Source organism: Mesorhizobium sp. LNHC232B00 (assembly GCF_000502435.1).
Lineage (GTDB): Bacteria > Pseudomonadota > Alphaproteobacteria > Rhizobiales > Rhizobiaceae > Mesorhizobium > Mesorhizobium opportunistum.
Map to the genome: position 1 here is coordinate 82,234 of NZ_AYWP01000018.1, position 23,156 is coordinate 105,389.

At 64.8% G+C, this 23,156-nt stretch carries 22 protein-coding genes; 12 read left to right on the forward strand and 10 right to left on the reverse strand.

Translation table 11 applies throughout. The features are described 5' to 3' along the window. Window positions 1-103: 103 nt before the first annotated feature. Window positions 104-742, forward strand: coding sequence for a class I SAM-dependent methyltransferase (locus X743_RS148195; RefSeq protein ID WP_031257979.1), 639 nt, complete (start codon window positions 104-106; stop codon window positions 740-742). A gap of 42 nt (window positions 743-784) precedes the next feature. Here the strand turns inward: X743_RS148195 and htpG are convergent, their stop codons facing one another. The 5 genes from htpG to X743_RS148170 all read right to left on the reverse strand — a co-directional run bounded on the left by htpG (window position 785) and on the right by X743_RS148170 (window position 7,083). Continuing rightward, a complete protein-coding gene (gene htpG, locus X743_RS148190; RefSeq protein ID WP_023767229.1) occupies window positions 785-2,671 on the reverse strand; it encodes a molecular chaperone HtpG in 1,887 nt (628 codons plus the stop codon). Between the two features lie 423 nt (window positions 2,672-3,094). Further along, complete coding sequence (locus X743_RS148185) at window positions 3,095-3,982, reverse strand: hypothetical protein (RefSeq protein WP_023767230.1); 888 nt, start codon at window positions 3,980-3,982, stop codon at window positions 3,095-3,097. A 69-nt stretch (window positions 3,983-4,051) separates the two neighbouring features. Then, complete coding sequence (locus tag X743_RS148180) at window positions 4,052-5,707, reverse strand: acyl-CoA synthetase (protein ID WP_023767231.1); 1,656 nt, start codon at window positions 5,705-5,707, stop codon at window positions 4,052-4,054. 127 nt (window positions 5,708-5,834) lie between these two features. Further along, window positions 5,835-6,020 (reverse strand): hypothetical protein, encoded by a 186-nt coding sequence (locus tag X743_RS148175; protein ID WP_023767232.1) that lies wholly within the window; start codon window positions 6,018-6,020, stop codon window positions 5,835-5,837. Window positions 6,021-6,057: 37 nt separating this feature from the next. Beyond that, window positions 6,058-7,083 carry a substrate-binding domain-containing protein gene (locus X743_RS148170; RefSeq protein WP_023767233.1) on the reverse strand — a complete coding sequence of 342 codons (1,026 nt, stop codon included), beginning with the start codon at window positions 7,081-7,083 and terminating at the stop codon, window positions 6,058-6,060. 258 nt (window positions 7,084-7,341) lie between these two features. Between X743_RS148170 and X743_RS148165 the strand changes: the two genes are divergently transcribed. After that, the gene (locus X743_RS148165; protein WP_031257980.1) at window positions 7,342-8,124 is read left to right on the forward strand and encodes an inositol monophosphatase; all 783 of its coding nucleotides are present in this window, start codon (window positions 7,342-7,344) and stop codon (window positions 8,122-8,124) included. 186 nt (window positions 8,125-8,310) lie between these two features. Here X743_RS148165 and X743_RS148160 read toward each other — a convergent pair whose 3' ends face one another. Then, window positions 8,311-9,204 carry a LysR family transcriptional regulator gene (locus X743_RS148160; protein ID WP_023767236.1) on the reverse strand — a complete coding sequence of 298 codons (894 nt, stop codon included), beginning with the start codon at window positions 9,202-9,204 and terminating at the stop codon, window positions 8,311-8,313. A gap of 104 nt (window positions 9,205-9,308) precedes the next feature. Between X743_RS148160 and X743_RS148155 the strand changes: the two genes are divergently transcribed. Both X743_RS148155 and X743_RS148150 read left to right on the forward strand, forming a co-directional pair. Continuing rightward, window positions 9,309-10,049: an SDR family oxidoreductase gene (locus X743_RS148155; protein WP_023767237.1), complete on the forward strand. Its 741-nt coding sequence runs from the start codon at window positions 9,309-9,311 to the stop codon at window positions 10,047-10,049. A gap of 87 nt (window positions 10,050-10,136) precedes the next feature. After that, window positions 10,137-10,349, forward strand: a complete 213-nt coding sequence (locus X743_RS148150; RefSeq protein ID WP_023767238.1) for a 4-oxalocrotonate tautomerase family protein — start codon at window positions 10,137-10,139, stop codon at window positions 10,347-10,349. A 193-nt stretch (window positions 10,350-10,542) separates the two neighbouring features. On the opposite strand, the gene X743_RS148145 is transcribed toward X743_RS148150, so the two are convergent. Then, on the reverse strand, window positions 10,543-11,454 hold the full coding sequence (locus tag X743_RS148145; RefSeq protein WP_023767239.1) for a transcriptional regulator GcvA: 912 nt from the start codon (window positions 11,452-11,454) through the stop codon (window positions 10,543-10,545). 215 nt (window positions 11,455-11,669) lie between these two features. Between X743_RS148145 and X743_RS148140 the strand changes: the two genes are divergently transcribed. The 3 genes from X743_RS148140 (at window position 11,670) to X743_RS148130 (ending at window position 14,017) form a co-directional block, all read left to right on the forward strand. Next, window positions 11,670-11,861 carry a DUF1127 domain-containing protein gene (locus tag X743_RS148140; RefSeq protein WP_023767240.1) on the forward strand — a complete coding sequence of 64 codons (192 nt, stop codon included), beginning with the start codon at window positions 11,670-11,672 and terminating at the stop codon, window positions 11,859-11,861. Further along, window positions 11,858-12,754, forward strand: a complete 897-nt coding sequence (locus X743_RS148135) for an NmrA family NAD(P)-binding protein (protein ID WP_023767241.1) — start codon at window positions 11,858-11,860, stop codon at window positions 12,752-12,754. The genes X743_RS148140 and X743_RS148135 overlap by 4 nt, the downstream gene beginning before the upstream one ends. A gap of 162 nt (window positions 12,755-12,916) precedes the next feature. Next, window positions 12,917-14,017 (forward strand): KamA family radical SAM protein, encoded by a 1,101-nt coding sequence (locus tag X743_RS148130; protein WP_023767242.1) that lies wholly within the window; start codon window positions 12,917-12,919, stop codon window positions 14,015-14,017. Here the strand turns inward: X743_RS148130 and X743_RS148125 are convergent. The 3 genes from X743_RS148125 to X743_RS148115 are packed head-to-tail and all read right to left on the reverse strand — an operon-like array spanning window position 14,004 to window position 19,289. Then, complete coding sequence (locus X743_RS148125) at window positions 14,004-14,711, reverse strand: 4'-phosphopantetheinyl transferase superfamily protein (RefSeq protein WP_023767243.1); 708 nt, start codon at window positions 14,709-14,711, stop codon at window positions 14,004-14,006. The genes X743_RS148130 and X743_RS148125 overlap by 14 nt on opposite strands. Then, the gene (locus tag X743_RS148120) at window positions 14,708-15,178 is read right to left on the reverse strand and encodes a GNAT family N-acetyltransferase (RefSeq protein ID WP_023767244.1); all 471 of its coding nucleotides are present in this window, start codon (window positions 15,176-15,178) and stop codon (window positions 14,708-14,710) included. Before X743_RS148120 ends, X743_RS148125 begins: the two co-directional genes overlap by 4 nt. Before the next feature lie 4 nt (window positions 15,179-15,182). Then, window positions 15,183-19,289: a Pls/PosA family non-ribosomal peptide synthetase gene (locus tag X743_RS148115; protein WP_023767245.1), complete on the reverse strand. Its 4,107-nt coding sequence runs from the start codon at window positions 19,287-19,289 to the stop codon at window positions 15,183-15,185. Between the two features lie 461 nt (window positions 19,290-19,750). Here X743_RS148115 and X743_RS148110 point away from each other — a divergent pair, with 461 nt between their 5' ends. From X743_RS148110 to X743_RS148090, 5 genes are all read left to right on the forward strand, one after another. After that, window positions 19,751-19,966 carry a DUF680 domain-containing protein gene (locus tag X743_RS148110; protein WP_023767246.1) on the forward strand — a complete coding sequence of 72 codons (216 nt, stop codon included), beginning with the start codon at window positions 19,751-19,753 and terminating at the stop codon, window positions 19,964-19,966. A gap of 130 nt (window positions 19,967-20,096) precedes the next feature. Next, entirely contained in the window at window positions 20,097-21,068 is a 972-nt protein-coding gene (locus tag X743_RS148105; protein ID WP_031257984.1) for an MBL fold metallo-hydrolase, read from the forward strand. Window positions 21,069-21,097: 29 nt separating this feature from the next. Next, a complete protein-coding gene (locus X743_RS148100; RefSeq protein WP_023767248.1) occupies window positions 21,098-21,577 on the forward strand; it encodes a tetratricopeptide repeat protein in 480 nt (159 codons plus the stop codon). A gap of 273 nt (window positions 21,578-21,850) precedes the next feature. Then, window positions 21,851-22,375, forward strand: coding sequence for a DoxX family protein (locus X743_RS148095; RefSeq protein WP_023767249.1), 525 nt, complete (start codon window positions 21,851-21,853; stop codon window positions 22,373-22,375). Between the two features lie 306 nt (window positions 22,376-22,681). Then, window positions 22,682-22,939 (forward strand): hypothetical protein, encoded by a 258-nt coding sequence (locus tag X743_RS148090; protein ID WP_023767250.1) that lies wholly within the window; start codon window positions 22,682-22,684, stop codon window positions 22,937-22,939. The last annotated feature ends 217 nt before the right edge of the window (window positions 22,940-23,156 follow it).

Genomic DNA, 23,156 nt, shown 5'->3' on the forward strand with positions numbered 1-23,156 from the left:
GCGAGAAATGCCACTGGTCAATACGTCCGCCCATCACTCTACGTTCGAGATCGATGCCGGCACCCCTGTCGGTGCCGCAACCACACGGCAGGGAGGCTGACACATGTGCCAATCCTGTCTCTCCTGGTACGCACGCTGCGTTGCTCCCTACTTCGTCCACGCCGGCTGTTCGGCGAATGCGTTCGCGCATATGCGAAGGCGCATGATCCCGAGGGCAGAGGGCATCGTCGTCGAAGTCGGCTTCGGGTCGGGCCTGAACCTTCCCTATTACGACGCTGCCCGGGTGAAGCGGCTGGTCGGCGTCGATCCCGACGGCACGATGCTCGGCCTGGCCGGACCGAAGTGCCGCTCCTCGCCATTCGATGTCGAATGCCTGCGGGCCGGCGGCGAAAGCCTGCCATTGGCCGATGCCTGTGCCGACACGGTCGTCGTCACCTATGCCTTTTGCACCATTCCGGACCCCGAGGCGGCGCTGAGCGAAATCCGGCGCATCCTGAAGCCCACGGGCCGGCTGATCTTCATCGAGCACGGCCAGGCCGAGGGGCCGCGCTGCCGCAGGTGGCAGGAGCGCCTGAACCGCCTGTGGGGACGGCTCGCCGGCGGCTGTCACCTCAACCGCGATCCGTTGGGCCTGATCCGGGCGGCGGGCTTCCACCTTATCGAAGAAGAGCGCAGGCGGTTTCCGCTGCCCTTCTGGCAATTGGGGAGCCACCATGCCGGCGTGGCGGCGCCGACAGGTTGATCGCCGCCGAAGCTTAGCAATCAACTCGGGCTGAGCGTGGGCTCAGCCCTTCGAAATGCCGCGTGCGATCAGCCGGGCAAGGCGATCGGAAAACGCCCTGGCGTCGGCCGGCTTGTCGCCGTCGAGCACGCGCGCCTCGTCATAGAGGAGATGGGCCGCGTCGTCCTTGAAGGCCTGTTCCTCCTCGCCAAGGCCGGCGAGCGCCAGCACGCGCTGATGCCGCGGATTGATTTCCAGGATCGGCTTCGCCGCCTTGTCGAGGCGGCCGGCGGCATTGAGCAACCGCTCGAACTGACGGTCGGGGCCATGTTCGGGCGCGACCAGGCAGACGGCGCTTTCGGTCAGGCGATCTGATGCCTTGACGTCCGACACGGCATCGCCGAGTGCCGCCTTGACGAAAGCCAGGAAGCCGTCGACTTCCGGTGTCGTTGCAGTGTCCGGCTTGGCGGCGTCATCGGGCAGCGGAATGTCCGACAGCTCCGCCACGCCCTGCGTCACCGACTTGAACGGCTTGCCGTCGAAGTCCGGCCCCATCGTCACCCAGAAGCTGTCGACCGGGTCGGTAAGCAACAGCACCTCGATGCCGCGTGCCTTGAAACCTTCGAGCTGCGGCGAGGCTTCGAGCCGCGCGCGGTCGTCGCCAGCCATGAAGAAGATCGCCTTTTGGCCTTCCTTCATCGCCGCGACATAGTCTGCAAGCCCGCGCCAGCCTTCGCCAGAGCCGGTTGAGCGGAAGCGGGCAAGCTTCAGCAATTGTTCGCGGCGCTCATGGTCCTCGTAGAGCCCTTCCTTGAGAACGACGCCGAAGTTCTCCCAGATACTCGCGTAGGCCTCGGCTTCATTCTCGGCCAGCTTGACGAGATCGCCAAGCACGCGATTGGTCAGGCCCTTGCGGATCGCGGCCAGCAGCGGGCTTTCCTGGATCATCTCGCGCGAAACGTTGAGCGGCAGATCGGCGGAATCGACCAGCCCGCGCACGAAGCGCAAATAGCGCGGCAGGAGGTCGGCATCGTCGGTGATGAAGACGCGGCGCACATAGAGCTTCATGCGGCCCTTTCGGTCCTGGTCGAAGAGATCGAACGGGCGCGAGCCGGGCACGAAGGCAAGCACTGAGTATTCCTGCCGACCCTCGGCGCGGAAATGGATGGTGGCAGCCGGCTCGTCATACTGGCCGGCGACGCCGCGATAGAAGTCGGTGTATTCCTCCGGCTTGATCTCGTTCTTCGGCCTGACCCAGAGTGCCGTACCATCGGCGATGTCGCGCGCCTCGGCGCCAGGTTTTTCAACGAACGTGATCGGCACCGGCACATGGCCCGATTGCGATTTGGCCAGCTGCTCGAGCCGGTAGGAGCCGGTGTAGGAGACGGCATCGTCCATCAGATGCAGCACGACGCGGGTGCCGCGCCTGGGTGCAGCTTCGAGCGGGGCGGGCGCGATCTCGTAGGAACCTTTGCCGTCGGACGACCAGCGCCAGGCTTCCTCGCTTCCCGCCAGCCGGCTGACGACATCGACCCGGTCGGCCACCATGAAAGCGGAGTAGAAGCCGACGCCGAACTGGCCGATAAGCTGGGTGTCTTCCGTGCCGGAACCGACCCGCTCGATGAAGGCGCGCGTGCCCGACCGCGCGATCGTGCCAAGGGCCTCCGCCATGTCGTCGCGGCTCATGCCGATGCCGTTGTCTTCGACGGTGATCTGCTTGTTGTCGGGGTCGGCCGAAATCGAGATGCGTGGCTTGGGGTCGTCGCCCAAGAGTTCGGGCCGGCTGACGGCCTCGAAACGCAGCTTCTCGCAGGCGTCGGCGGCATTGGAAATCAACTCGCGCAGGAAGACGTCCTTATCGGAATAGACCGAATGCACCATCATGTGCAGCAGCCGCGAAACATCCGCCTCGAACGCCCTGGTTTCCGTCGCTTTCGTATCCGTCGTCATTCAGATTTTCCCACAATGTTCGTTCGCCCGCTGCGCCGAGGCGCATTCGGGATTTCCTTTCAACCATTTTCAACTGATGTGGCAACTCGGCAGTTGCCAACGCGGCGACAATATCGATGGGATACGAAGGCAACAAGGGGTGAGAACTGGGCGCCCGCAGCAAAACTGCCAATCTCCCCCCACGTGGGGGAGATGCCCGGCAGGGCAGAGGGGGGCGCTGTCCCGCCGACTCTCCCCGTCCGTTCGCCAATCGCGATGTGTTCTCTCGTATCGGCAGAAGAGCAAGGTTGGCGCCCTACGGCGCCCCCCTCTGGCCTGCCGGCGTTCGTCGCTCGGAAAGCCAAGCAATTGGCTTTCCGTCCGCTGCGCTGGCCGCTCCTCACCCCCCACGAGTGGGGAGATTGGCAGCTTCGGCGTCCGCGCCTACTTCCCCGCCATCTGGTCGGCAAGCGCCTGCGCCTCGCCGACCAGAGCCGGGAAGGCCGCGTCTTTCGGCAATTGTTCGCCCATGCATTTGCGATAGTCGCCGTCGCCTTTTTCCCAAGCGGCATTGGCGGCATCATAGGCCGTTTCGTCCTGCTGCCCGGACGCCTGCGCGGCGAGTTTCTGGGCGGCTTCGTCGGCCGCGGTCCACAAGGCCTCGCAGGCCGCGATCTTGGGAACAGGTGGTGTGGCGGGCGCCGAGGCGATCATGACGCTGTTGCCCTTGACCAGCGTGACGACGACCTGCTGCTCGTAGATCGGGCCGACATCCTGCGTCCACCCGCCGAGCCGCGCGATGGCGATGTCGGCGCCATCAGGCTTCTTCAGTGGAAAATCGAGCGTTCCCATGAAGGCGGCGTCGCTGTTGATCGCCTGGGTGTAGAAGGCGTCGAGCTTCAGCGCTTCGTTGATATCGGTGGGCAGTTTGAGTGCCGGGTCGGTCTCGGCGGACCGAGCCTGGAGCCAGCGGTCGAGAAGACCCCGCGTCGTTGCCAAGAGGCTCGGGCCGTCATCGCTCTTGGTGTATCGCAGCCCGTCGAGCATGCCATATCCGACATCGGCGTCGCTCAGGCTTTCCAGATTGATGGTGCCGGTTGCCGGGAAATCCTTGACCGCCAGGGGGCCGAGAAGCGCGGACAGGCGCCCTTCGAGATCGGTCCGCGCCTTGGCATCGGCGGCATCGAGGTCTTCCACGGGAGCGTTCGCGCTGTTGAGCGCTGCGATCGCTGCAATCGCCTTGTCGCGCGCGGCAACATAGTCGTCCTCCGGCGATGCCGCGAAAGCCGCGCTGCTCGCCAGCGCGAACATGACCGTCCAGACCAGCCGCATGATGGGAATCTCTCCAGTTCCAGGGTGTTGTGCTGGAGACATTGTGCAACGAGCATGGTGAAAACATGGTCAGGTTTGCTTTCGCTTCTCCACATCCGCCTTCCTCAGCAGGAAGCGCTGGATCTTGCCGCTCGGCGTCTTCGGCAATTCCGTCACGAAATCGATTTCGCGCGGATAGGCATGCGCAGAAAGCCGCTTGCGGACATGCTGCGCCAGTTCCTCGGCGAGCGCCTCGCTGCCCTTGAAAGGGGGTGCCAGGATGACGAAGGCCTTGACGATCTCGGTGCGCTGCGGATCGGGCACGCCAACCACTGCGGCCTCGTTGACCGCGGGATGTTCGATGAGCGCGCTTTCGACATCGAAGGGGCCGATGCGGTAGCCCGATGAGGTTATGACGTCGTCGGCGCGGCCGATGAAGGAGACCGAGCCGTCCGGCTCGTATTCCACCGTGTCGCCGGTGCGGTAATAGCCGCCTGATATCGCCGGTGTCTGTTCCTGGTGATAGCCGTCGAACCAGCGCAGCGGCGAGTTGGCGATGTCGACGGCAAGGATGCCGGGCTGGTTGGGGCCGAGCTCGTTGCCGGCCTCGTCCAGCACCACCATGCGGTAGCCGGGCATGGCAAAGCCGGCGGAGCCCGCGCGGACAGGATGCGCGAGGCCGTGGTGGTTGTTGACCATCATGCCGTTCTCGGTCTGGCCGTAATGATCGTGGATGGGCGCACCGAGGTGCGCGTCGAACCAGCGGATCACTTCCGGGTTGAGCGGCTCGCCGGCGCTGCTCACCACGCGCAGCCGGCCCTTGATGCGGGCGGCGGCGTCGGGACCTTCGGCGAGCAGCAGGCGGAAGGCGGTGGGCGAACCGGCCAGGCTGGTGACGCCGAGCCGCTCGATGACCTCATAGGTGCTCCTGGCATTGAAGGGACCTTCGTTGAAGGTCGTGGCAATGCCAAGCTGCAGGGGGCCTGTGACGGCATAATAGAGGCCATAGGCCCAGCCGGGATCGGCGATGTTCCAGAAGATGTCGTCGGGACGAAGTCCGATCGCGTCACGCATATAGGCGCCGAAGGCCAGCAGCGCACCGAGCGGCACCGGCACGCCCTTGGGCAGGCCTGTCGTGCCCGAGGTCGACATCATCATGAATAGATCGCAACCCTTGCGCATCACCGGCTCACAGTCGGGCGAGACGGCGGCAATGGCGGCACGAAAATCGGTGTCGCCTTGGGGCAAGGTGTCGTCGCGGTCGAGAATGGTTGCCACGCGCGGGCAGGTCTCGATCTCGTCGAGCTTGCCGCGATTGGCTGGATTGGTCACCACCAGTTTCGCCCCGCTGTAGCCGAGCCGATGTTCGATCGCTTTTGGGCCGAATGCGGTGAACAGCGGCTGGTAGACGGCACCGATGCGCCAGGTGCCGAGGATCAACGCCACCAGTTCGGGAATGCGCGGCAGCATGCCGGCGACGACATCGCCGGGGCCGACGCCCAAATCCTTGAGCAGGTTGCCGACGCGGCCCGACATATCGGCCAGATCGTCGAAGCTGAATTGCCTGAGCTCGCCGCCGGCCGAGATCGCGCGCAGCGCCAGACGGTTGCTGCCGATATGGCGGCCGCAGCATTCGACATAGGCATTGGTGCCGGTCGCCGGGTCGCCGTCGAGCCGGGCGATCTCATCTTCGATGCGAAAGCGTGAAACAGCGTCCTCGTAGCGCGGCAAGCCGGTCCTGGTCATGGCAGTCCTCCCTGGCGGCGCCACATCTCCCCACGGAGCGCCGTCGCGGCGACAATGACATCAGATGGCGTGGATGGGCAATGAAGGAAGCCGCCGGTTGCGCAGGCAGAAGAACCGGCGGGCGGAGCTAGGATCCTTGCCGGCCGTGTCCGGCGCTGGAGCCATAGAGGGCGGCGTTGCCCTCGCGCATCATGCGCAGCGCCTCTTCCTCGGTCAGGCCGAACTTGCGCATCATCCGACGGATTTCGGGATTCACCGTAACCTCGACCGGTCTCTCAATATGACGCGTCTTCATGGCCTTCTTCTTTGGCATCAGTGCGCATCCCAATCTGGTCGGGGCATGCTTCGCATCAGCTCTGCCCCGGCCTTACGGTGCCACGCCAGATCATCGGGGCATGATAGATCATACGGCTGCCGGTGCCGCCTTCTTCCCGCGCACCGGTGGCCAGCCGCACGGCGTGCGTGGCGATGTCATCGATGGGCGGTGCGAACGTCGTCAGCCGATACGAAGCCCAGTCGGCCTGCTTGATATCGTCGAAGCCGATGACGCAGAGATCGCGCGGCACGCTGATGCCGAACTCATGGCGCGCCGCATCCAGGAAGCCGCAGGCGATGAGATCGGTGACGCAGAACGCCGCATCCGGCCGCTGCCGGCCGGAAAACAGGCGCCTGGCGCCCTCGACGCCGGTTGCATAGCCGGTGCGTCCCTCGCGCCACAGGATCACCTCCAGCCCTTCCTTCCGCGCGGCGGCGATGAAAGCCGTCTCGCGGGCCAGAAGGCTGGGTGTGCCGGCGGCCGACGTGACCAGGGCAGGCCTCGTGCAACCGGCGCGGATGAAGGCGTGCAATGCCGCCTCGGCGGCTGCGGCGTTGTCGACGCCGATGTTGTGCGGCCCGTCGAAGCGGTCGTCGCGATTGATCAGGATCAGCCGTTGGCCATTTTCGAGGCAGGTGCGGATCAGGACTTGCGGCGGCGAACCGGACAGCACGATGCTCGCATCGGCGCGATAATTCAGCGTGTTGCGCAATGCCTGATCGACATGGTGGCTGGGGCCGGAGGTGTTGAACACCATGGCCACCTTGCCGGCATCCCGCAGGTGCTGCGTCAGCATCCGCTGCAGCCGGGCGTGATAGGGCGTGTCGCCGTCGGCAACGATAAGGCAGACAATGCCCGTGGAGGCCCGCATCAGGCCGCGTGCCAGATGGTTGACGTGATAGCCGAGCTGCTCGGCCGCCTGCAGCACACGCTCGCGGGTTTCTTCAGAGACGCTGGCGCCGGGGGTGAAGGTTCGCGACACGGCGGAACGCGAAACGCCGGCGAGGTCGGCGACCTGCTGGGCGCTGGAAAAACCGTTGCGGGCTCTCTGGACGGTCAAGCGAACGTCTCGCTGCTGTTTCTCATGATTCCTTGCACGGCCGTGCAACGTAGCGCAAGTTCCGAGCTATTGCCACTGCCGTACTTGACACCTGCGTCTGAATGAAACAGCTTTGCACAGCCGTGCAACAAATGTGACGGCATTGGAGGATATCCTGTCCATTTCAGCGACGAGGGCATCGAGGGTACGATTGTCCGGACCGGCTGCGTGAGCACGGCAGTGGCGCATCCCGGGGCGGACCGGCTGTCCGATGCCGAGATGGACAGGCGTGCCGATGTCTGCCGCAAACTGCTCACCTCGGCGGGAGAGTTGGCGATGGAGGGATACTCCAGGCTCGACGCCACCCAGCCGGTGGCGATGAAAGGGCCGCAGGATTTTCTCACCGAAACCGACGGCAAGGTCGAGGAGCACATCCGCGCGACGCTGGCCGAGGCCTTTCCGCAGGACGGGTTCCTGGGCGAGGAGACCGGCGGCACCGGCTCGGCCCGCATGTGGGTCGTCGACCCGATCGACGGCACCGCTAATTTCATGCGCGGCATTCCGCATTTCTGCATCTCCATAGCCTTTGTCCAGGACGGCCGTAGCGAAATTGGCGGCATCGCCAATCCGGCCGTCGGCGAGACGTATTTTGCCCGTCGTGGGAGCGGCGCCACGCGCAACGGCGCGGCGATCCATGTTTCACCGACGCAAGCTTTCGACCGCGCCTTTGTCGAGTTCGGCTGGTCGCCCAGGATCCCGAACCGCGTCTATCTGGACAAGGTCGCGCTGGTCTGGTCGCTCGGCGCCAATGTGCGGCGCTCCGGTTCGGGGGCGCTTGGGCTGGCCTATGTCGCCGACGGCCGCTCGGACGCCTACGCCGAGCTTCACATCAATTCATGGGACTGCCTGGCCGGATTGCTTCTGGTGGAGGAGGCCGGGGGCCGGGTGAACCGGTTCCTCGACGGTGAGGGCATGACGAAGGGCAATCCCGTGCTTGCCGCAGCGCCGGGCGTGGCGGCGACGCTGTCCCAGGTGATCGGAGTGCCGCTCGACGACGGTTGAATTTCAAGAGCAGGTTAAGGGAGGAATATCGATGAAAGGTCCTTTTGATCGCAGGCGGGGCAGGGCGTGGCTTGGTCTCGCGACATTCGCCATTCGCCCGCCGTGGCGGAAGGAACCGTCGTCGGCATCGATTTCGACCCGGCAAAGATCGTGCTGATCGCCGGCGACTAGGGCTGGATCTCACCTCTACAGGTTCGCCTCGGCGAAGATGCGCGCGGCCCAGTCGAGGAAGACGCGCAGCCGGGGCGAAAGCTGCCGGTTCTGCGGGTAGAGCGCCGACAGTGGCGTCGATGACGGCGGGTAGTCTGCCAGCACCTCGACGAGCGTGCCGTCGGCAAGATCTTTTTCGAAGCGATAGCGTGGGGCCTGGATGAGGCCCAGGCCAAGCCTGGCCAGGTCGGCGGCGGTGTCGGAATTGTTGGCGGCGACGCGGCCCGGCAGCCTGACTTCGCGGGTCTTGCCGCCGACGGTGAATTCGAAGGGCAGCACCTCGCCGGTGCGCGACGAGACGAAGCCGACCGCCTGGTGGCCGTCGAGCGCGTCGGGTGAGGCGGGTGTGCCGTGGCGTTCGAGATAGGCGGGACTGGCGCAGGTCATTTCGCGGATCATGGCCAGCCGCCGCATGATCATGCCGCTGTCGGGCGGCTCGCCGACGCGGATGACGCAATCGACGCCCTCGCGCACCAGATCGACCAGCCGGTCGCTCTGGCCGATCTGCAGGTCGATGCGGGGATGGCGGGTGAGGAATTCCGGCAGGCGCGGCAGAAGAAATGTCCGGGTAAGCAGCGTGCTGACGTCGATGCGCAGCAGGCCGAAGGGTTCGGCATTGCGGAAGGCCGCTTCCGCATCCTCGATTTCGGCCAGGATCGACAGGCAGCGCCGGTAATAGGCCTCGCCATCCTGCGTGGCATTCACCTGCCGCGTCGTCCGCTCCAGGAGCCGCGCGCCGAGATGTTCTTCCAGCCGCCGGATCGCTTCCGTCGCGGTTGAACGGGGCAGGCCGAGATCGGCGGCAGCAGCGGTGAAGCTGCGCCGCTCCAGAACGCGAACGAAGAGCCGCATCGTGTCCAGGCGATCCATGGTCTTTGTTCGCAGATTCCGAATAGTGATGTCAATAGGAAGCTGATTATCCGGAAGATGGCATGGTCTATATCCCGTGTCACCGACAACACGGAGAGACTTCCATGACACCCATTCCGACCAGAGCTGCGATCGTAACCGGCGCTTCCAAGGGCATCGGCGCGGCGATCACGCAGCGGCTAGCCCGCGACGGCATGGCCGTCGTCGTCAACTACTCGCGAAGCCGCACCGAGGCCGAAGCGGTCGTCAGCGCCATTGAAGCCGGTGGCGGCAAGGCAATCGCTGTCCAGGCCAACATCGCCGATCCGGCTGGTATCGCCATGCTTTTCGATGCCGGTGAACAGGCGTTCGGCGGCGTCGACATTCTCGTCAACAATGCCGGCATCATGAAGCTTTCGCCGATCGCCGAGACCGATGACGCCTCCTTCGACAACCAGGTCGCCACCAATCTCGGCGGCGTGTTCCGTGGAATGCGCGAAGGCGCGCGCCGGCTTCGTGATGGTGGACGCATCATCTCATTCTCCAGCAGCGTCGTCGGCCTCTATCAGCCGGGTTATGGAGTCTACGCTGCCACCAAGGCGGCGGCTGAGGCGATGACCCACATTCTCGCCAAGGAGCTTGGCGCGCGCCGTATCACCGTCAACGCGGTGGCGCCCGGACCGGTCGAGACGGCGCTGTTCACGGACGGCAAGAGCGCGGCGCAGATCGAGGCGATCGGCAAGATGATTCCGCTCGGCCGGCTCGGCCAGCCCGACGACATCGCCGGCGTGGTCTCGTTCCTGGCCGGGCCGGACAGCTTCTGGGTCAACGGGCAAATCATCCGCGCCAATGGCGGCGTGATCTGAAGGAGGCTGTCGACGGCGTCTCCAGCCGCCCGACGGCTGCTCCATCCCAAAACCTGAAATCCAACTTCAACACAAAAGGAAACGATCATGCCATTCGCCAACATCAAGATGCCGCAGGCGGCCCTCTCCAAGGCCCAGAAGGAAGACCTCATCCATCGGATCACCGCCATGTTCGTCGACTTTTTCGGCGAGGGCGTGCGGCCCTACACGATGGTGCTGGTCGAGGAGGTCGCCGACGGCGGCTATGGTCGCGCCGACGAAGTGTTCGTCGTGCCGGAAGCCTATCGCGCCAAGGAGTAGCTCACGAAAAGGTTTGCGCCAGTACCCCCACCCGGACCTTCGGTCCGACCTCCCCACAAGGGGGAGGTGGGAGCCGAGCTTTTCTGCATTTCCATAAAAGCACGGTCGCATAGGTGAACAAGGCGCTCCCTAACCCTCCCCCTTGTGGGGAGGGTCGCCGCGAAGCAGCGGGGTGGGGGCTGCGCGGCGCCGCTCAATCACTCGTGGGCATCCCGACCCAGTCGGCCGCGATTTCGACGAACAGCCAGTCGCGGAACGCCCTGATCTTTTTCTGGCGCAGCGCGCCTTCGGGATAGACGACATAGTAGCGAGCCGCCGATTTCAGCGCGAGGTCGAACGGCCGGACCAGACGCCCCGCCGCAAGGTCGGCCGAGACCAACGCGCTGCGGCCGAGCAGCACGCCTTCGCCATGAACCGCCGCCTCGACGGCGAAGGTGGCGGAATCGAAGCGCACGCCGCGCTTCGCGTCGACGTCCGTGACGCCCGCTTGGTCCAGCCATGTCGCCCAGTCGATGCGGAAAGCGTCGTGGATCAGCTTGTGATGCCTGAGATCCTCGGGCCGGCGTAGCGGATGTTCGCCTGCCAGGAGTTCCGGGCTGCAGACCGGGAAGACCTCCTCATCGGCGAGAAACTCGACGGTCACCCCGGTGTAGTCGCCCCGGCCATAGCGGATGGCGATGTCGATGCCGTCGCTGACGAAATCGGCAAACACGCCCGAGGTCGACAACCGCACGTCGATATCGGCGTTGGCGCGGTGGAAGCGATGCAGCCTCGGCACCAGCCAGCGACCGGCGAAGCCGTCCGAGGTGCTGACGTTCAGGACGCGCGTCGAGCGGTCGGGCGTTGCGGCGATGGTGGCGGCGGCGATCTGGTCCAGCGCCTTGCCGACCTCCTCCGCATAGGCCGTGCCCACCGGTGTCAGCCGCACTGACCTTGTCCCGCGATCGAACAGCTGGATGCCCAGCCTGTCCTCGATGTTGCGGATGGCGCGGCTGACCGCCCCATGGGTGACGTTGAGCTCTTCCGCCGCCTTGGTGAAACTCAAATGCCGGGCGGCTGCGTCGAAGGCGGGGAGGGCAGTGAGGGGCGGCAGTCTGCGCGGCATGATGTCGACCTGTGAGCATTGCTCACAAATCCTGCACAAAGAGTCGTTTGTCGTCCAGCCCAAAGATGGCCAATATCCAGGGCGTACCGCGCATCCACATCGAGCTTCCGGTTCGCCGATGCGCTGAAGACCAGACATGAGTGTGAGCGATTGTCATGCTCGCCCGCTGGGCGGCACCGGCATCCTTGCGCCCAAACGAACGCAGGAGACGAACAATGACCTTTGGATATATCGGCGCCGCGATAGGTGGCCTTGCCATGCGAAGCGCAGCAGCATTCGAGCACCGCCGCACCTTACGCCAGGTTTCAGGCCTGTCGGATCGCCGCCTGCGCGACATCGGCCTGGAGCGCGACTGGGACGGTTCCATTCTTGGCAACGGCATTCTGGGCAATGGGAGGGGAATATGAGCAGCACCTTGATCATCGGCGCGACGGGACTTCTGGGCAGCGAAATGGCGAAAGCGAGTGCACGCAACGGCGACAGCCTGCATGTCCTTGTCCGGCCGGCAACCGCAGGCAATGAGAAGCGGATGCGCCCGCTGCGAGACCTCGGCGCCACTGTCCATGTCGGCGATCTCGACGATTATGACAGCCTTGTGCGCGCCGTCGGCAAGGTCGATCGCGTCATCAGCTCGGTGCATGTGAGTTCGGCGAGCGAGATGACGCTGGTGCGTGCCATCAAGGATGCCGGCGTCTCGCGCTATGTGCCCTCCGCCGGCTTCGGCCTCGACTTCGCCGCCGCCGCACCCGGCTCGATCGAACCGCTCGACATCAAGCGAGCCGTGTTCGATGCGGTCAGGCAAGCCGATCTGCCCTATACGGTGATCTACACCAATGGTTTCTTCTCGACCTGGGTGGCCACGCTTGGCGACCTGACGCGGTTCGGCTCGACGTCCCTGCCGCCGGATGAGGTCACGCTCTACGGCGATGGCAATGTGCCGGCGACCTTCGTCAGCGAAAAGGACATCGCCGCCGTCACCATGCGTGCGCTGGAGGATCCGGGTGCCGTCCGCCGCGAAATCCGCATCGCGCAGAACAGGATCACGCAGAACGAGATGATCGAGCTGTGGCGCAAGGTGAGCGGCCGCTCGCCTGGCATCAAGCACATGAACGCTGACGAGCTGGAGGCGCTGATCGCGGCGGTCCCGGGCCTCGCATTGCTGCGCGCATTCTGGATCCGCGGCGAGACCGCGCTGGAGACGGCCACTCCCGAGGCCGGTGCGCTCTATCCGGAGTTGAGGTTCGAGACGATCGAGAGCGCCTTTGTGGAGATGGCTGCAGGAGGCGGGCGGACGGTGTGAAGGTTGGACGCCTTGCGAGGTTGGTGCCCTACGACGCCCCCCTCTGTCCTGCCGGACAGAGGGGGGGCGCCGTAGGGCGGGGCGAACATCGTTGGCGTCCATGGTGGTTGACCCAACCGCCCATCCGGCCGATAGGTCCGCGCGAACAGCCCGAGACCCGCAATGACCGAACTCAAAGATGCAGCCCATGCCACCGACGCTACCTGGCAGGACGATGTCCGCCAGGGTGTTCGCCATGTGCGTGACCTCGACCACCTGCCGCTGTCGCCGGCCGAGCGGGCAGCAGCGCTAGCGGCGGCAGCCAACCACAAGGTGCGCGTTCCAAAAACCTATCTCGACCTGATCGACTGGAACGACCCGGCCGACCCGATCCGGGCACAGGTGATCCCGTCGCCGGACGAACTGGTGGAAGCGGAGGGCGAGCTTGGCGATCCGATCGCCGATCACGAATTCAGCCCGGTGCCCAGGCTGACGCATCGCCATGGCGACCGGGTGCTGTTGTTCCCGACCTATCAATGCGCTGTCTATTGCCGGTTCTGCTTCCGCAAGGAATCACTGACCTCGATCGGCCGCGGCTACACGCGCGAGGCGCTGGTGCCGGCGCTGGCCTATATCGCCGACCACTCCGAGATACGCGAGGTGATCCTGACCGGCGGCGATCCGCTGTCGCTGCCGGACAAGGCACTGGCCGAAATCTTCACGCGCATCGAGGCTATCCCCCATGTGCGGCTGCTGCGTATCCACACTCGCGTGCCGGTGGCGCTGCCGTCACGCATCACGCCGGGGCTGGTCGAAGCGCTGCAAGGCCGGCTGATGGTCACCGTCGTCACCCATTTCAACCATGCACGCGAGATCACCGATGCTGCCGAGGCGGCTTGCCGGACAATGCGCCAGGCGGGCTTCGTGTTGCTCAACCAGAGCGTTCTGCTCAAGGGCGTCAATGACAACGTCGAGGTGTTGGAAGAACTCTGCCGCGAGTTGATGTACCGGCTGGGGGTAAAGCCCTATTACCTGCACCATGGCGACCTCGCGCGCGGCATGGCGCACAGGCGCACCACGATTGCGCAGGGCCAGGCGCTGGTGGAGGCGCTGCGGGCGCGGCTGTCGGGCATCTGCAATCCCGTCTATGTGCTCGACCTGCCGGAGGGCGGCGGCAAGGTGCCGCTCGGGCCTTGTCCTATCGAGGGACGCGACGGGGAGAGCTGGCGGATACGCGGGCAGGATGGCGCGGTGAGGGGATATACGGAGATCACCGAAGCGTAAGAAGCAGGCGCGTCGGCGCCGGATCAGCTAGTCCGCACGCCACGACGAACGCCAGCACGACCACGCGCGGAACGATGCAGTATACGAGGCGGACGCGACGGCTCGTCTTCGTCACTGCGCTGCCTGCGGCCAGATCCACGGCGATGTCCTCATAGCCCAGGATTTCGCGGTCGAGCGGATACACCGCCTTGTAAACCGCTTCCTTGGCTGAAAAGAGGATACGGCCGCCAAGATGCGGAGGCGCCGCACCGGTTTCATCCGCTGCGGTTTGAATAAGCGCCAGGAGCTCGTCGGGCAAGGGCACCGCCGGCTCGACGTCGATGCCGAGCGAGGCTAGGTCGCCAAGCGGCGCGACCGTGGCCACGGCCATCTCGTCGTCATGGGCGAGCGAACCCGCTATCCCATCTGGCCAAGCGGGCGAACCGGAGGGCGTGCGCGGAATGGCGACGTCGCCGACGCCGATTTCCGCCAGCAGCCCGTGCGCGATCCACCGGGCGGCGCCGCTCGCGCGCCGCATGGCCGGCTGGCGCGCCGGGATGGATTGCGCCTCGGCAGGCAAGAGGTGTGCCTCGTCCCCTCCATGGATCATTCGGCATCCGGTGCGGACGCCGTTGGGGGCGATAGCGGCCAGCGCCCGCGCGAGCGAGATTTCCTCAAGCTGCTCCAGGGCGGACGGAATTGCGGGAAGTGTCATCGGCCGCTCGGTGCGGGCAGCACGAGCTCGGCGATCATTTCCCCGTCCTCGTCGAGGCCTTCCTCGACGAAACCGGCGGTGCGATAGAGTTGCCGGGCCGCCTCATTCTCCGGCTCGTAGCAGATTGAAACGTGCCTGACGTGGCCGAGCCCCCGGATTTCGTCCAGCACTTCACGCAGCGCGGCCTTGCCGTAGCCTTTGCCCTGGCTGGAGCGGTCGATCATGAAGCGATAGATGCGCGCCTCGTCGTCATCGCGCGGCGCCTCGTACATCAGAAATCCGACGACACGGTCCCCGGCCATCACCGCGCGTGGCCGTGCGTCCCTGTCGGACCGGGCCTCATCCAGGGAGTCCGCATTGCCGGCGACGAACTCGATCTGCTCCGGCGCCAGTTGCAGGGACGCGACCAGGGTCCGGTTGGCCCTGGTCACCGGGACCAGACGGATTTCCACCATCTCGCGGGACATTCCGTCACTTTGCGCCATCGTCGGGGACCGGGGTCACGAACCGATGCAGCTTGGCCGGGTTGCCGCGCCATAGCGAGTTGGGCTCCAGCTCCTCGCCCTTCATCACGAAGGAATCGGTGTCGGCCACCGAGCCTTCGCCCATCACCACGCCATAGTGGACAAAGGCCGAAGGCCCGAGCGTGCAGCCATTGCCGATGCGGATGTAGTCGGACTTGAAGGCACCTTCTTCGAGCGAATGGGCCTGGATGACGCAGCCTTCGTTGAGAGTGACGTCGTCGCCGATCTCCACCAGGGACCGTTCGGTCAGGTTGCTGCCGCCGTCATAGACGCGCTTGCCGACCTTGACGCCCAAAAGGCGCAGGATCACCGGCCGGAACGGCGTGCCGCTGAACAGGCGCACGATCGGTGAATCGGCGAGCTTCCAGTGGCGTTCGTGGCGCCAGAAGGCGACGTCGTAGATCGTCGTGATCTGGGGCTTGAGCCTGCCAAAGCCAAGGCTTGCCCGCTCGACCAGGATGTAGAACGGGATGGTGATGGCCGAAGTCAGGAGCACGGCGACGAAAAGCGCGATCTCCGCCCATTCGCTGTAGTAGTTCAGCGCCCGGTCCCAGATCGCCAGCGTGGCGAACAGCATCACCCATTGCGTTGCCATGAATAGCAGGATGGTCACCAGATTGTGGCGGTTCTTGTGCGGGATGCGCTGGCGGCGGTCGGCCTCGTCGACGCCGGCGATGAGTTCCTTGTCGCGGTTCACCATGCGCGGGATCTCGAAAGCTGGAGAGCCCAGAAGCCCGACATTCTCGCGCAGCGGTCCATCGACAGGGACCATCACCTTGGTGCCGAGCAGCACGTTGTCGCCCGTGCGTCCATCCGGCGGATAGTAGATGTTGTTGCCGAGATAGTTGCGTTCGCCGATGCGCGTCGGCTCGAGACTGAAGGCGGTGGCGGACTTGTGCATGTTGATCATGAAAAGCCCGTCCGAGACCATGGTCTCGGTGCCGATCTCGCACAGGAGAGGGTTCTCGTGCTGCTGGTTGGAGCCGAAGTTGGAACCCGTCTGCACCACCTTGTTGAGGTTCCAGCCGATGGCACGCATGTAGTGGACGATGGCCGAACTGTCGCCGAACAGCAGGCCGAGCACGCGCGAGTTGCTCGAGAATTCGGCGACGGTCTGCAGCCAGTAGCGGAAACCGTAAAGCGAGTAGGTACGGCCGGGCTTCAGCACCAGGCTTGTCAGGCGCGGCACGACCGTCGCGGCGAGGAAGGCCGCGGCGATGTATCCGAGAAGCGTGACCGTGGTGCCGATCGCGACCAGGCCGATCGTCTCCTGATAGTCGTCGCCGACATTTTCCCAATAGCTGTGGAACAGCAGCGGCAGCGGGGTGACGATGGCAAACAGCCCGATCAACTGAACCGCTTCGTAGAGGACGCGCCGGACATTGGACGGATCGACGGCGCGCACCTTGCAATAGTCCGCCGTGGTCGGCACCGCCGGCGATCCATGCCAGTGTTCGCCGTCCGGGATGCCTTGCCCGCGCTGCAGCGAGGACGAGTGGCCGAGCTGGCCGCCGTCGCCGATCTTGGTGTCGATGTCGATGGTGCAGCCAACACCGACGAAAGCGTCGCGGCCGATGGTCAGCGGGCCGGTGTGGATATAGCCGGCCTGGGCCCGATAGCCGAGGATCATCGATTCCTTGCGCAGGATCGTCTGGGCGCCGATCGAAATGAGATCGGTGCAGACGGGCACGGACTTGGATTCGATGACCGCGTTCTTGCCGATCCTGGTCCCAAGCAGCTGCAGGTAGATGCTGTAGAGTGGGCTGCCGCGGAACAGGACCACGGGCGCGGTGCGGATCAAGGTCTTGACGACCCAGAAGCGATAGTAGCGCAGGCCCCAGATGGGGAACGTTTCGGCCTTCCAGCGGCCTACAAGCAGCCATTTGGCGGCGACTGCGAAGCCCGACATGCCGAAGAACACGCCGGCCGAGAGCGCCACGCATCGGATATAGAGCTGCAGCGGCTCGTCGAGCGCGTCATAGACCCAGTTGAGGCCGTCATTGATCGCCCACAGCGCGACATAGCTGTAGAGGCCGTAGAAGGCGAGCTGGGCGGCACCGCAGGTCCAGTAGACAAGGCTCGACGCCTGGCGGGTGAGGACAGGTTCGTTGGTGGCGGTCGTCATCTCTTCCGCCACGCGCAGGTGCTTGGCCAGGCGCGCCACGGTCGGATAGAGATAGATGTCGCGCATGGAGGCCGTCGCCCATTCCTTCCTGGTGCGCACGCGCGCGCAGAAATGGGCCATCAGCAGGGAGTTGGCGCCGAGGTCGTCGAAGAAATTGTCCTCGACGGACACTGCGTCGAATTTCAGCACCGCGGCCAGCGCATCGGCGAGAAAGCGCTCGTCGTCATTGCCGGGCGCCACCATCTCGCGGTCGGTGGAAAGCCTGATGCTGGTCGGCTTCGGAAGCTGGCGAAGGTCGACCTTGTTGGAAACCGTCATCGGGATCGCCGGCAGTTCCTCCAGATAGGAGGGCACCATGTAATCCGGCAGGCGCCGCTTCATCGTGCTGGCAATGTCGGCGCGCGACAGCGGCGGCAGGCCGGCCTTTGGCGCGAAATAGGCAACGAGTTCGACGCGGCCAGGCTCGATCTCCCAGGTGGTGACGGCGGCCTGCGCGATCTCCGGCTGGTCCAGCAGCACCGCCTCGATCTCGCCCAGCTCGATCCGATAGCCGCGGATCTTCACCTGGGTGTCGATGCGGCCTGCATACTCGATCTCGCCGTCGTCGTTGATCCGGCCAAGGTCGCCCGTCCGGTAGATGCGCCGCGATGGGTTGTTGGGCAAATCGAGGAAATCGGCGATGAATTTCTGTTCGGTGAGATCGGGCCTGTTGAGGTAGCCCACGGCAAGCCCGATGCCGGCAATGCCGATTTCGCCCAGCTCTCCCGGCTTGGCCAGTGCCGGCACTTCGGGGTCGAGTATGACGATGGAATAGGTGGGCAGCGGCGCGCCGATGGTCACGGGCCTGTCGGGCGTCAGTTCACCCATCGTCGCGGTGACGGTCGCCTCGGTCGGGCCATAGGTGTTGAGGATCTTTCGGCCGGGCCTGGACCAGCGCACCACCAGATTGTGCGGGCAGGCCTCGCCGCCCACCAGCAGCGTGCGCAGGCTCGGCACGTCGCTCGCCATGGACGACAGCAGGGTCGGGCTGCAGGCCATGCAGGTGATCTCATGGAGGCGCAGGAAATCGGCCAGCTCTTCGCCCACCAGCGTCAGCGGGCCGGGCGCAGGCACGACCGTCGCGCCGGCGACGAAGGGCACCCAGATCTCCTCGGAGGAAAAGTCGAAGGCGATGGTCATGCCCTGGTAGACGCGATCGCCTGGCTGGTATCCGTAGGATGCGGCGGCGACGCGGATGAAATTGACGAAGCTCTGGTGCCGGATGGCGACGCCCTTCGGCCTGCCTGTCGTGCCCGACGTGTAAAGGATGTAGCAGATGTCGTCGGCGGGCGCCGCGTCGAGCCGCAGCGGAGCGTCGGAGCGTGCGGAGATGTCGGCGGCGGCGCCGTCGATCATCACATGGGGAACCGGCAGCAGACCGGCTCGCTCCGCACAGGCGGCGATGGTGACGATCAGGCTCACGCCGGCGTCTTCGATGATGAGGGTCATGCGCTCCTGCGGGAAGGCGGTGGCCAGCGGCACGAAGGCAGCTCCGGCCTTCATCACGGCGAGCACCGCGACATAGGTCTCCGCCGACCGGTCGAGGATGAGACCGACCCGGTGACCCGGCCGCACACCACGCTCGACCAGCAGGCGGGCGAACTGGTTGGCCCGCCTGTCGAGCTCGCGATAGGTCCATACACGTCCCTCGCTGATCACCGCCGGCAGCGTGGCAAAGCTTTCGGCGAGCTGCTCGAAGACCGCATCGAGCCGCTCATCTGGCTGACCTGCCAGGGCGAAATCGGCGCCCGCCAGGATCTGGCTGCGCGCCACCGTCCGCGGAGCGATCCTTACAAGGGCTTCGATGCTGTCCAGGCCCGCCTGATCGGGCTCTCTGCCCGATCTTGCCGCTTCCCTGTCCAGTTCGGCGATATCGACACCGTGGTCCATTTCCAAAACTTTCTCATCCTAGCCGAACCGTGCCAGACACATGTCGATCGTGCCGCCGCTCAAGCAGGCATTGTCGGCTGCGGCCGCTGCAATTTGACGTTGTTGGTGACGGTGGAATGACCGGCGCGCAGGGCGCGGGGCGGAGGCAGACGCACCGCAGGCGGCGAGCGACATCCATCCGTTCGAACCGCGTTGCATTGCCCGTGCCCAATCCCATGCGCTGTGCGGCCGATTTCCGGCCGCTAGGACACGCTTATGCCATCCGATCTTTTCGCCAGTTTTTCCGAACTGTTGAATATTGTTTCTGGATTGTGTCTCGGTGCTCTTTTTTGCCCCGGATTCCTTCCTCCCAAAGAATCTTGCGAGGCCCGGGAATAAAGCGCCGCCCTTCCGGGTCTTCATTTCAGCGGGGCCAATCCAGCGGCCCGCGACATGAAGAAACGAAACAAGGATCTTTCGGAATGACCAAGCTCGCTCTCAGCGTGGCTGCGATGTTGCTTGCCTCGAGTTCTGCCTTTGCCGGCAGCGACCATTTCGGCACGAGCACCCAGGCCACCGCCACCATCGACAACACCTACACTGCCTCCACTCGCAAGGCGGACATGGTTCGGCACGGCATGCAGGCAACGATGAAATCCGATGCGGAAGAACCCGGCCAGGGCATCTGGGCCCGCTGAGTTCATGAGCGTCGCGCCGGATCCCGACGGCGCGCCTCAACCGCATCAGGACGGAGGGCCAGGGGCTTGGCCCTCCGTCATTTCTTCCGATTTTTTGCCTGCCGCCACGCAACCCAAAGGAGAGACCACCATGTTCAGCATGACACGTCGCACAGTGCTGCAATCAGCCGCCGCCGCCGCTGCTTTCGGCCTTGCCGGAAAGCTGGAATTCACACGCCCGGCTTTCGCGCAAACACCGGTTGAGCCGACCGTCGGCTTCTACAAATACAAGGTCGGCGATATCGAGGTCACCGCCGTCTATGACGGCATCTGGCGCAAGCCGCACGACCCGGCCTTCATCAAGGATGTATCGGTCGACGACACCAAGGCGGCTCTTGCCAAAGCCGGGCTGCCCACCGAGTTCATGCCCATCCCGCTCACCGTCGTCGTGCTCAAGATGGGCGGCAAGCTGATCATGATGGATGCCGGCTCGGGCGTCGGCCAGTGGCAGGCCAACGCCACGCATCTGCCGGCCAACATGGCCGCCGCGGGCATCGACTACAAGACTATCGACACCATCATGATCTCGCATTTCCACCCCGACCATGTCTGGGGCCTGATGGAGAAGGGCACCAATACGCCGGTGTTCCCCAATGCCGAGCTGATCGTCCACGCCACCGAATACAATTGGTGGACCGACCCCAGCCGGCTGGCCAAGCTGCCCGAGGGCCGCAAGCCGGCGGGCAAGCGCATCGCCGAGAATTTTCCGAAATGGAAGAACTGGAAGCTGGTTCAGGACGGCGCCGAAGTCGCGCCCGGCATCCAGATTATCGCCGCGCCCGGCCACACGCCCGGTCACTCGGTCTATCTCGCCAATTCCGGTGGGGAGCAGCTGATGATCTCGGCCGACACAATGTATGTGCCGGCCCTTCTGGCGCCGCATCCGGAGTGGCAGGGCGCTTACGACCAGGACGGGCCGACGGCGATCGCCACGCGCCACAAGATCATCGACCGGGTGATCGCGGACAACATCCGCATTTCCGGGTCGCATTTCCCATTCCCCGGCACCGGCGTCTTCGTGAAGGACGGCAGTGCCTACGCTTTCACGCCCGTGCAGATTTAATCATGGCAAACCGACAAGCGAGAAAGACAATGAAACAATCATTCTTGGGCAGAAACGCCCTGTACGGCCTGCTCGGCGCCATTGCCGTGCTGACCGTGGTTCCTGTTGCCACAATCATACCGGCCTATGCGGTCGACGATATCGAGGGCACCGATGCGCCCGACCTCACTGCCGTGCGGGCCAAGATCGCCGCCAAGGACTACAAGGGGGCGCTGGCCGATTTGCGTGATCTGGCGCAGGACAACCAGCAGGCCGACGTCTACAATCTGCTCGGCTTCACGCTGCGCAAGACCGGCGACACCACCACCGCGCTGACCTACTACAACAAGGCGCTGGAGTTGAAGCCCGACCACAAGGCCGCCCGCGAATATCTGGGTGAGCTCTATGTCGAGACCGGCGACATGGCCAAGGCCGAGGAGCAACTGGCATCGCTGCAGAAACTCTGCCCCGCCGGCTGCGAGGAGCTTTCCGACCTGCAGAAAGCCATCGACACCAAGGTGACGCAGTAGGTTCCCCCTCACCCGGATTGCCCAAGACCGAATTGCCAAGAGCAATTCGGGGCAATCCGACCTCTCCCCAAGGGGGAGAGGAGGTAGCCGGCGCCGCTTTCGTCTCCTCCCCTTGGGGAGAAGGTGGCCGCGAAGCGGCCGGATGAGGGGGCCTTGGCGCTAACCTCAACCCGAAGGAACCCGCAGTTTGGGCGCTCGTGGCTGACGCCCGTTGCCGGAGCCGGCGCCTCTCCCTCGAGCCGGCTCCGGCCCTTTCAAAATGGAGGCTGACCTATGATACCGAACGACATCGCCGCGAAACTCGGCGGCCTCGCCTCGAAATACCACGCTGGGGATGTGACCCTGCTGGCCGGCCGCCTGCTTTTGTCCCTCATCTTCCTGCATGAAGGCACAACACTGGCCGCCCATTTCGATGCCGCCGCCAAGGCGATGGCAGTGTTGGGCGTCGGCCTGCCGTTGTTCGTCGCCACCGTCGCGCTGCAACTGGGGGCAGGGCTCTCGATCGCAACCGGCCTGCTGACGCGGTTGGGCGCCATCGGGCTCGGCCTGTTCTGTCTGGCGACGGCCCTGCTGTTCCACACCAACTTCGCCAGCCAGAACGAACTGCTGCATTTCGAAAAGGACCTGGCCATCGCCGGCGGCATGTTCGTGCTGGCCGCCGTCGGTGCCGGCAGGTTCTCGCTGGACCGGCTGGTGGCGCTCTATTTGCACAAGCGACAGCGCGACAAGGAGATGGCGGCGGCGCTGCTGGCGGTGGAGAACCACATGTGGGTGGGCGAGGTGAAGCTGCCGATTTGAGGCGCGCGAACCCTCACGGCCCGGGCGTGCAGCACTTGTCTGCTGCATTCCACGCAAAATTCCACTGTTGCGGCGGTTCTTACCACGCCGGCTACAACGCTTGCGCACACACCCCGGCCCTATGAAGCGGCAACAGCGCACGACGAACCCAAGACGATCATGCGCTGAGCAACCTGCCGCAGCGGATCCCGTGGGGATAGCGGCTGGCCGGTTTCGCCTGATGAAAATGTAGAGACAGCCTCGGGAACGCGGTGCGGGCGGCGCGTTGAGGTCCTGTCATCACCTTTGGAGAGATGGAGAATTGAAATGAAAAAGATCGTTCTTACCATTGCCGCGGTTCTGTTTGCTTCCGGCACGGCCTTTGCCGGCAGCGACCATTTTTTTGGCACGGACTATGTCCCGGCCGCCGGCAGCTATCCGACCGCGACGACCCATTCGATGATGTCCGGCGGTGCGCCCGACATGATCGGCACCAAGAGCATCACGGGCAGCGCGGTTGAAGGAAATGCGAACTCCGGCATGCCTGCGCCGGGCTATGGCCAGGGCATCTGGGGCAACCGCTAACGAAACCGGCCGCCATGGCCGGCATCCAGGCGGCGGGATAACTCGCCGCCTGGATCATTTCTCCGCCTGAATGGCTCGCAACATTCCTTCTCCAGCAGCCGATCAGCGATGTGCCTGCCGCGCGTGCTTTTCTGGAACAAGCCTGTCGGTAGCTAATCAAGATGTCCGGTTTTGGTAGCACATTACTTGTCCGCTTCAGTTTTGCGTCGAAGCGGTT

Bases quoted from the DNA above. Each gene is read 5' to 3' on its own strand.
- X743_RS148095 (WP_023767249.1), top strand. From the start codon at position 21,851: ATGATACCGAACGACATCGCCGCGAAACTCGGCGGCCTCGCCTCGAAA.
- X743_RS148135 (WP_023767241.1), top strand. From the start codon at position 11,858: ATGAGCAGCACCTTGATCATCGGCGCGACGGGACTTCTGGGCAGCGAA.
- X743_RS148160 (WP_023767236.1), bottom strand. From the start codon at position 9,204: ATGGATCGCCTGGACACGATGCGGCTCTTCGTTCGCGTTCTGGAGCGG.
- X743_RS148180 (WP_023767231.1), bottom strand. From the start codon at position 5,707: ATGACCAGGACCGGCTTGCCGCGCTACGAGGACGCTGTTTCACGCTTT.
- X743_RS148195 (WP_031257979.1), top strand. From the start codon at position 104: ATGTGCCAATCCTGTCTCTCCTGGTACGCACGCTGCGTTGCTCCCTAC.
- X743_RS148125 (WP_023767243.1), bottom strand. From the start codon at position 14,711: ATGACACTTCCCGCAATTCCGTCCGCCCTGGAGCAGCTTGAGGAAATC.
- X743_RS148115 (WP_023767245.1), bottom strand. From the start codon at position 19,289: ATGGACCACGGTGTCGATATCGCCGAACTGGACAGGGAAGCGGCAAGA.
- X743_RS148155 (WP_023767237.1), top strand. From the start codon at position 9,309: ATGACACCCATTCCGACCAGAGCTGCGATCGTAACCGGCGCTTCCAAG.
- X743_RS148140 (WP_023767240.1), top strand. From the start codon at position 11,670: ATGACCTTTGGATATATCGGCGCCGCGATAGGTGGCCTTGCCATGCGA.
- X743_RS148165 (WP_031257980.1), top strand. From the start codon at position 7,342: ATGGACAGGCGTGCCGATGTCTGCCGCAAACTGCTCACCTCGGCGGGA.
- X743_RS148100 (WP_023767248.1), top strand. From the start codon at position 21,098: ATGAAACAATCATTCTTGGGCAGAAACGCCCTGTACGGCCTGCTCGGC.
- X743_RS148150 (WP_023767238.1), top strand. From the start codon at position 10,137: ATGCCATTCGCCAACATCAAGATGCCGCAGGCGGCCCTCTCCAAGGCC.
- htpG (WP_023767229.1), bottom strand. From the start codon at position 2,671: ATGACGACGGATACGAAAGCGACGGAAACCAGGGCGTTCGAGGCGGAT.
- X743_RS148145 (WP_023767239.1), bottom strand. From the start codon at position 11,454: ATGCCGCGCAGACTGCCGCCCCTCACTGCCCTCCCCGCCTTCGACGCA.
- X743_RS148130 (WP_023767242.1), top strand. From the start codon at position 12,917: ATGACCGAACTCAAAGATGCAGCCCATGCCACCGACGCTACCTGGCAG.
- X743_RS148110 (WP_023767246.1), top strand. From the start codon at position 19,751: ATGACCAAGCTCGCTCTCAGCGTGGCTGCGATGTTGCTTGCCTCGAGT.
- X743_RS148120 (WP_023767244.1), bottom strand. From the start codon at position 15,178: ATGTCCCGCGAGATGGTGGAAATCCGTCTGGTCCCGGTGACCAGGGCC.
- X743_RS148175 (WP_023767232.1), bottom strand. From the start codon at position 6,020: ATGCCAAAGAAGAAGGCCATGAAGACGCGTCATATTGAGAGACCGGTC.
- X743_RS148105 (WP_031257984.1), top strand. From the start codon at position 20,097: ATGTTCAGCATGACACGTCGCACAGTGCTGCAATCAGCCGCCGCCGCC.
- X743_RS148090 (WP_023767250.1), top strand. From the start codon at position 22,682: ATGAAAAAGATCGTTCTTACCATTGCCGCGGTTCTGTTTGCTTCCGGC.
- X743_RS148185 (WP_023767230.1), bottom strand. From the start codon at position 3,982: ATGCGGCTGGTCTGGACGGTCATGTTCGCGCTGGCGAGCAGCGCGGCT.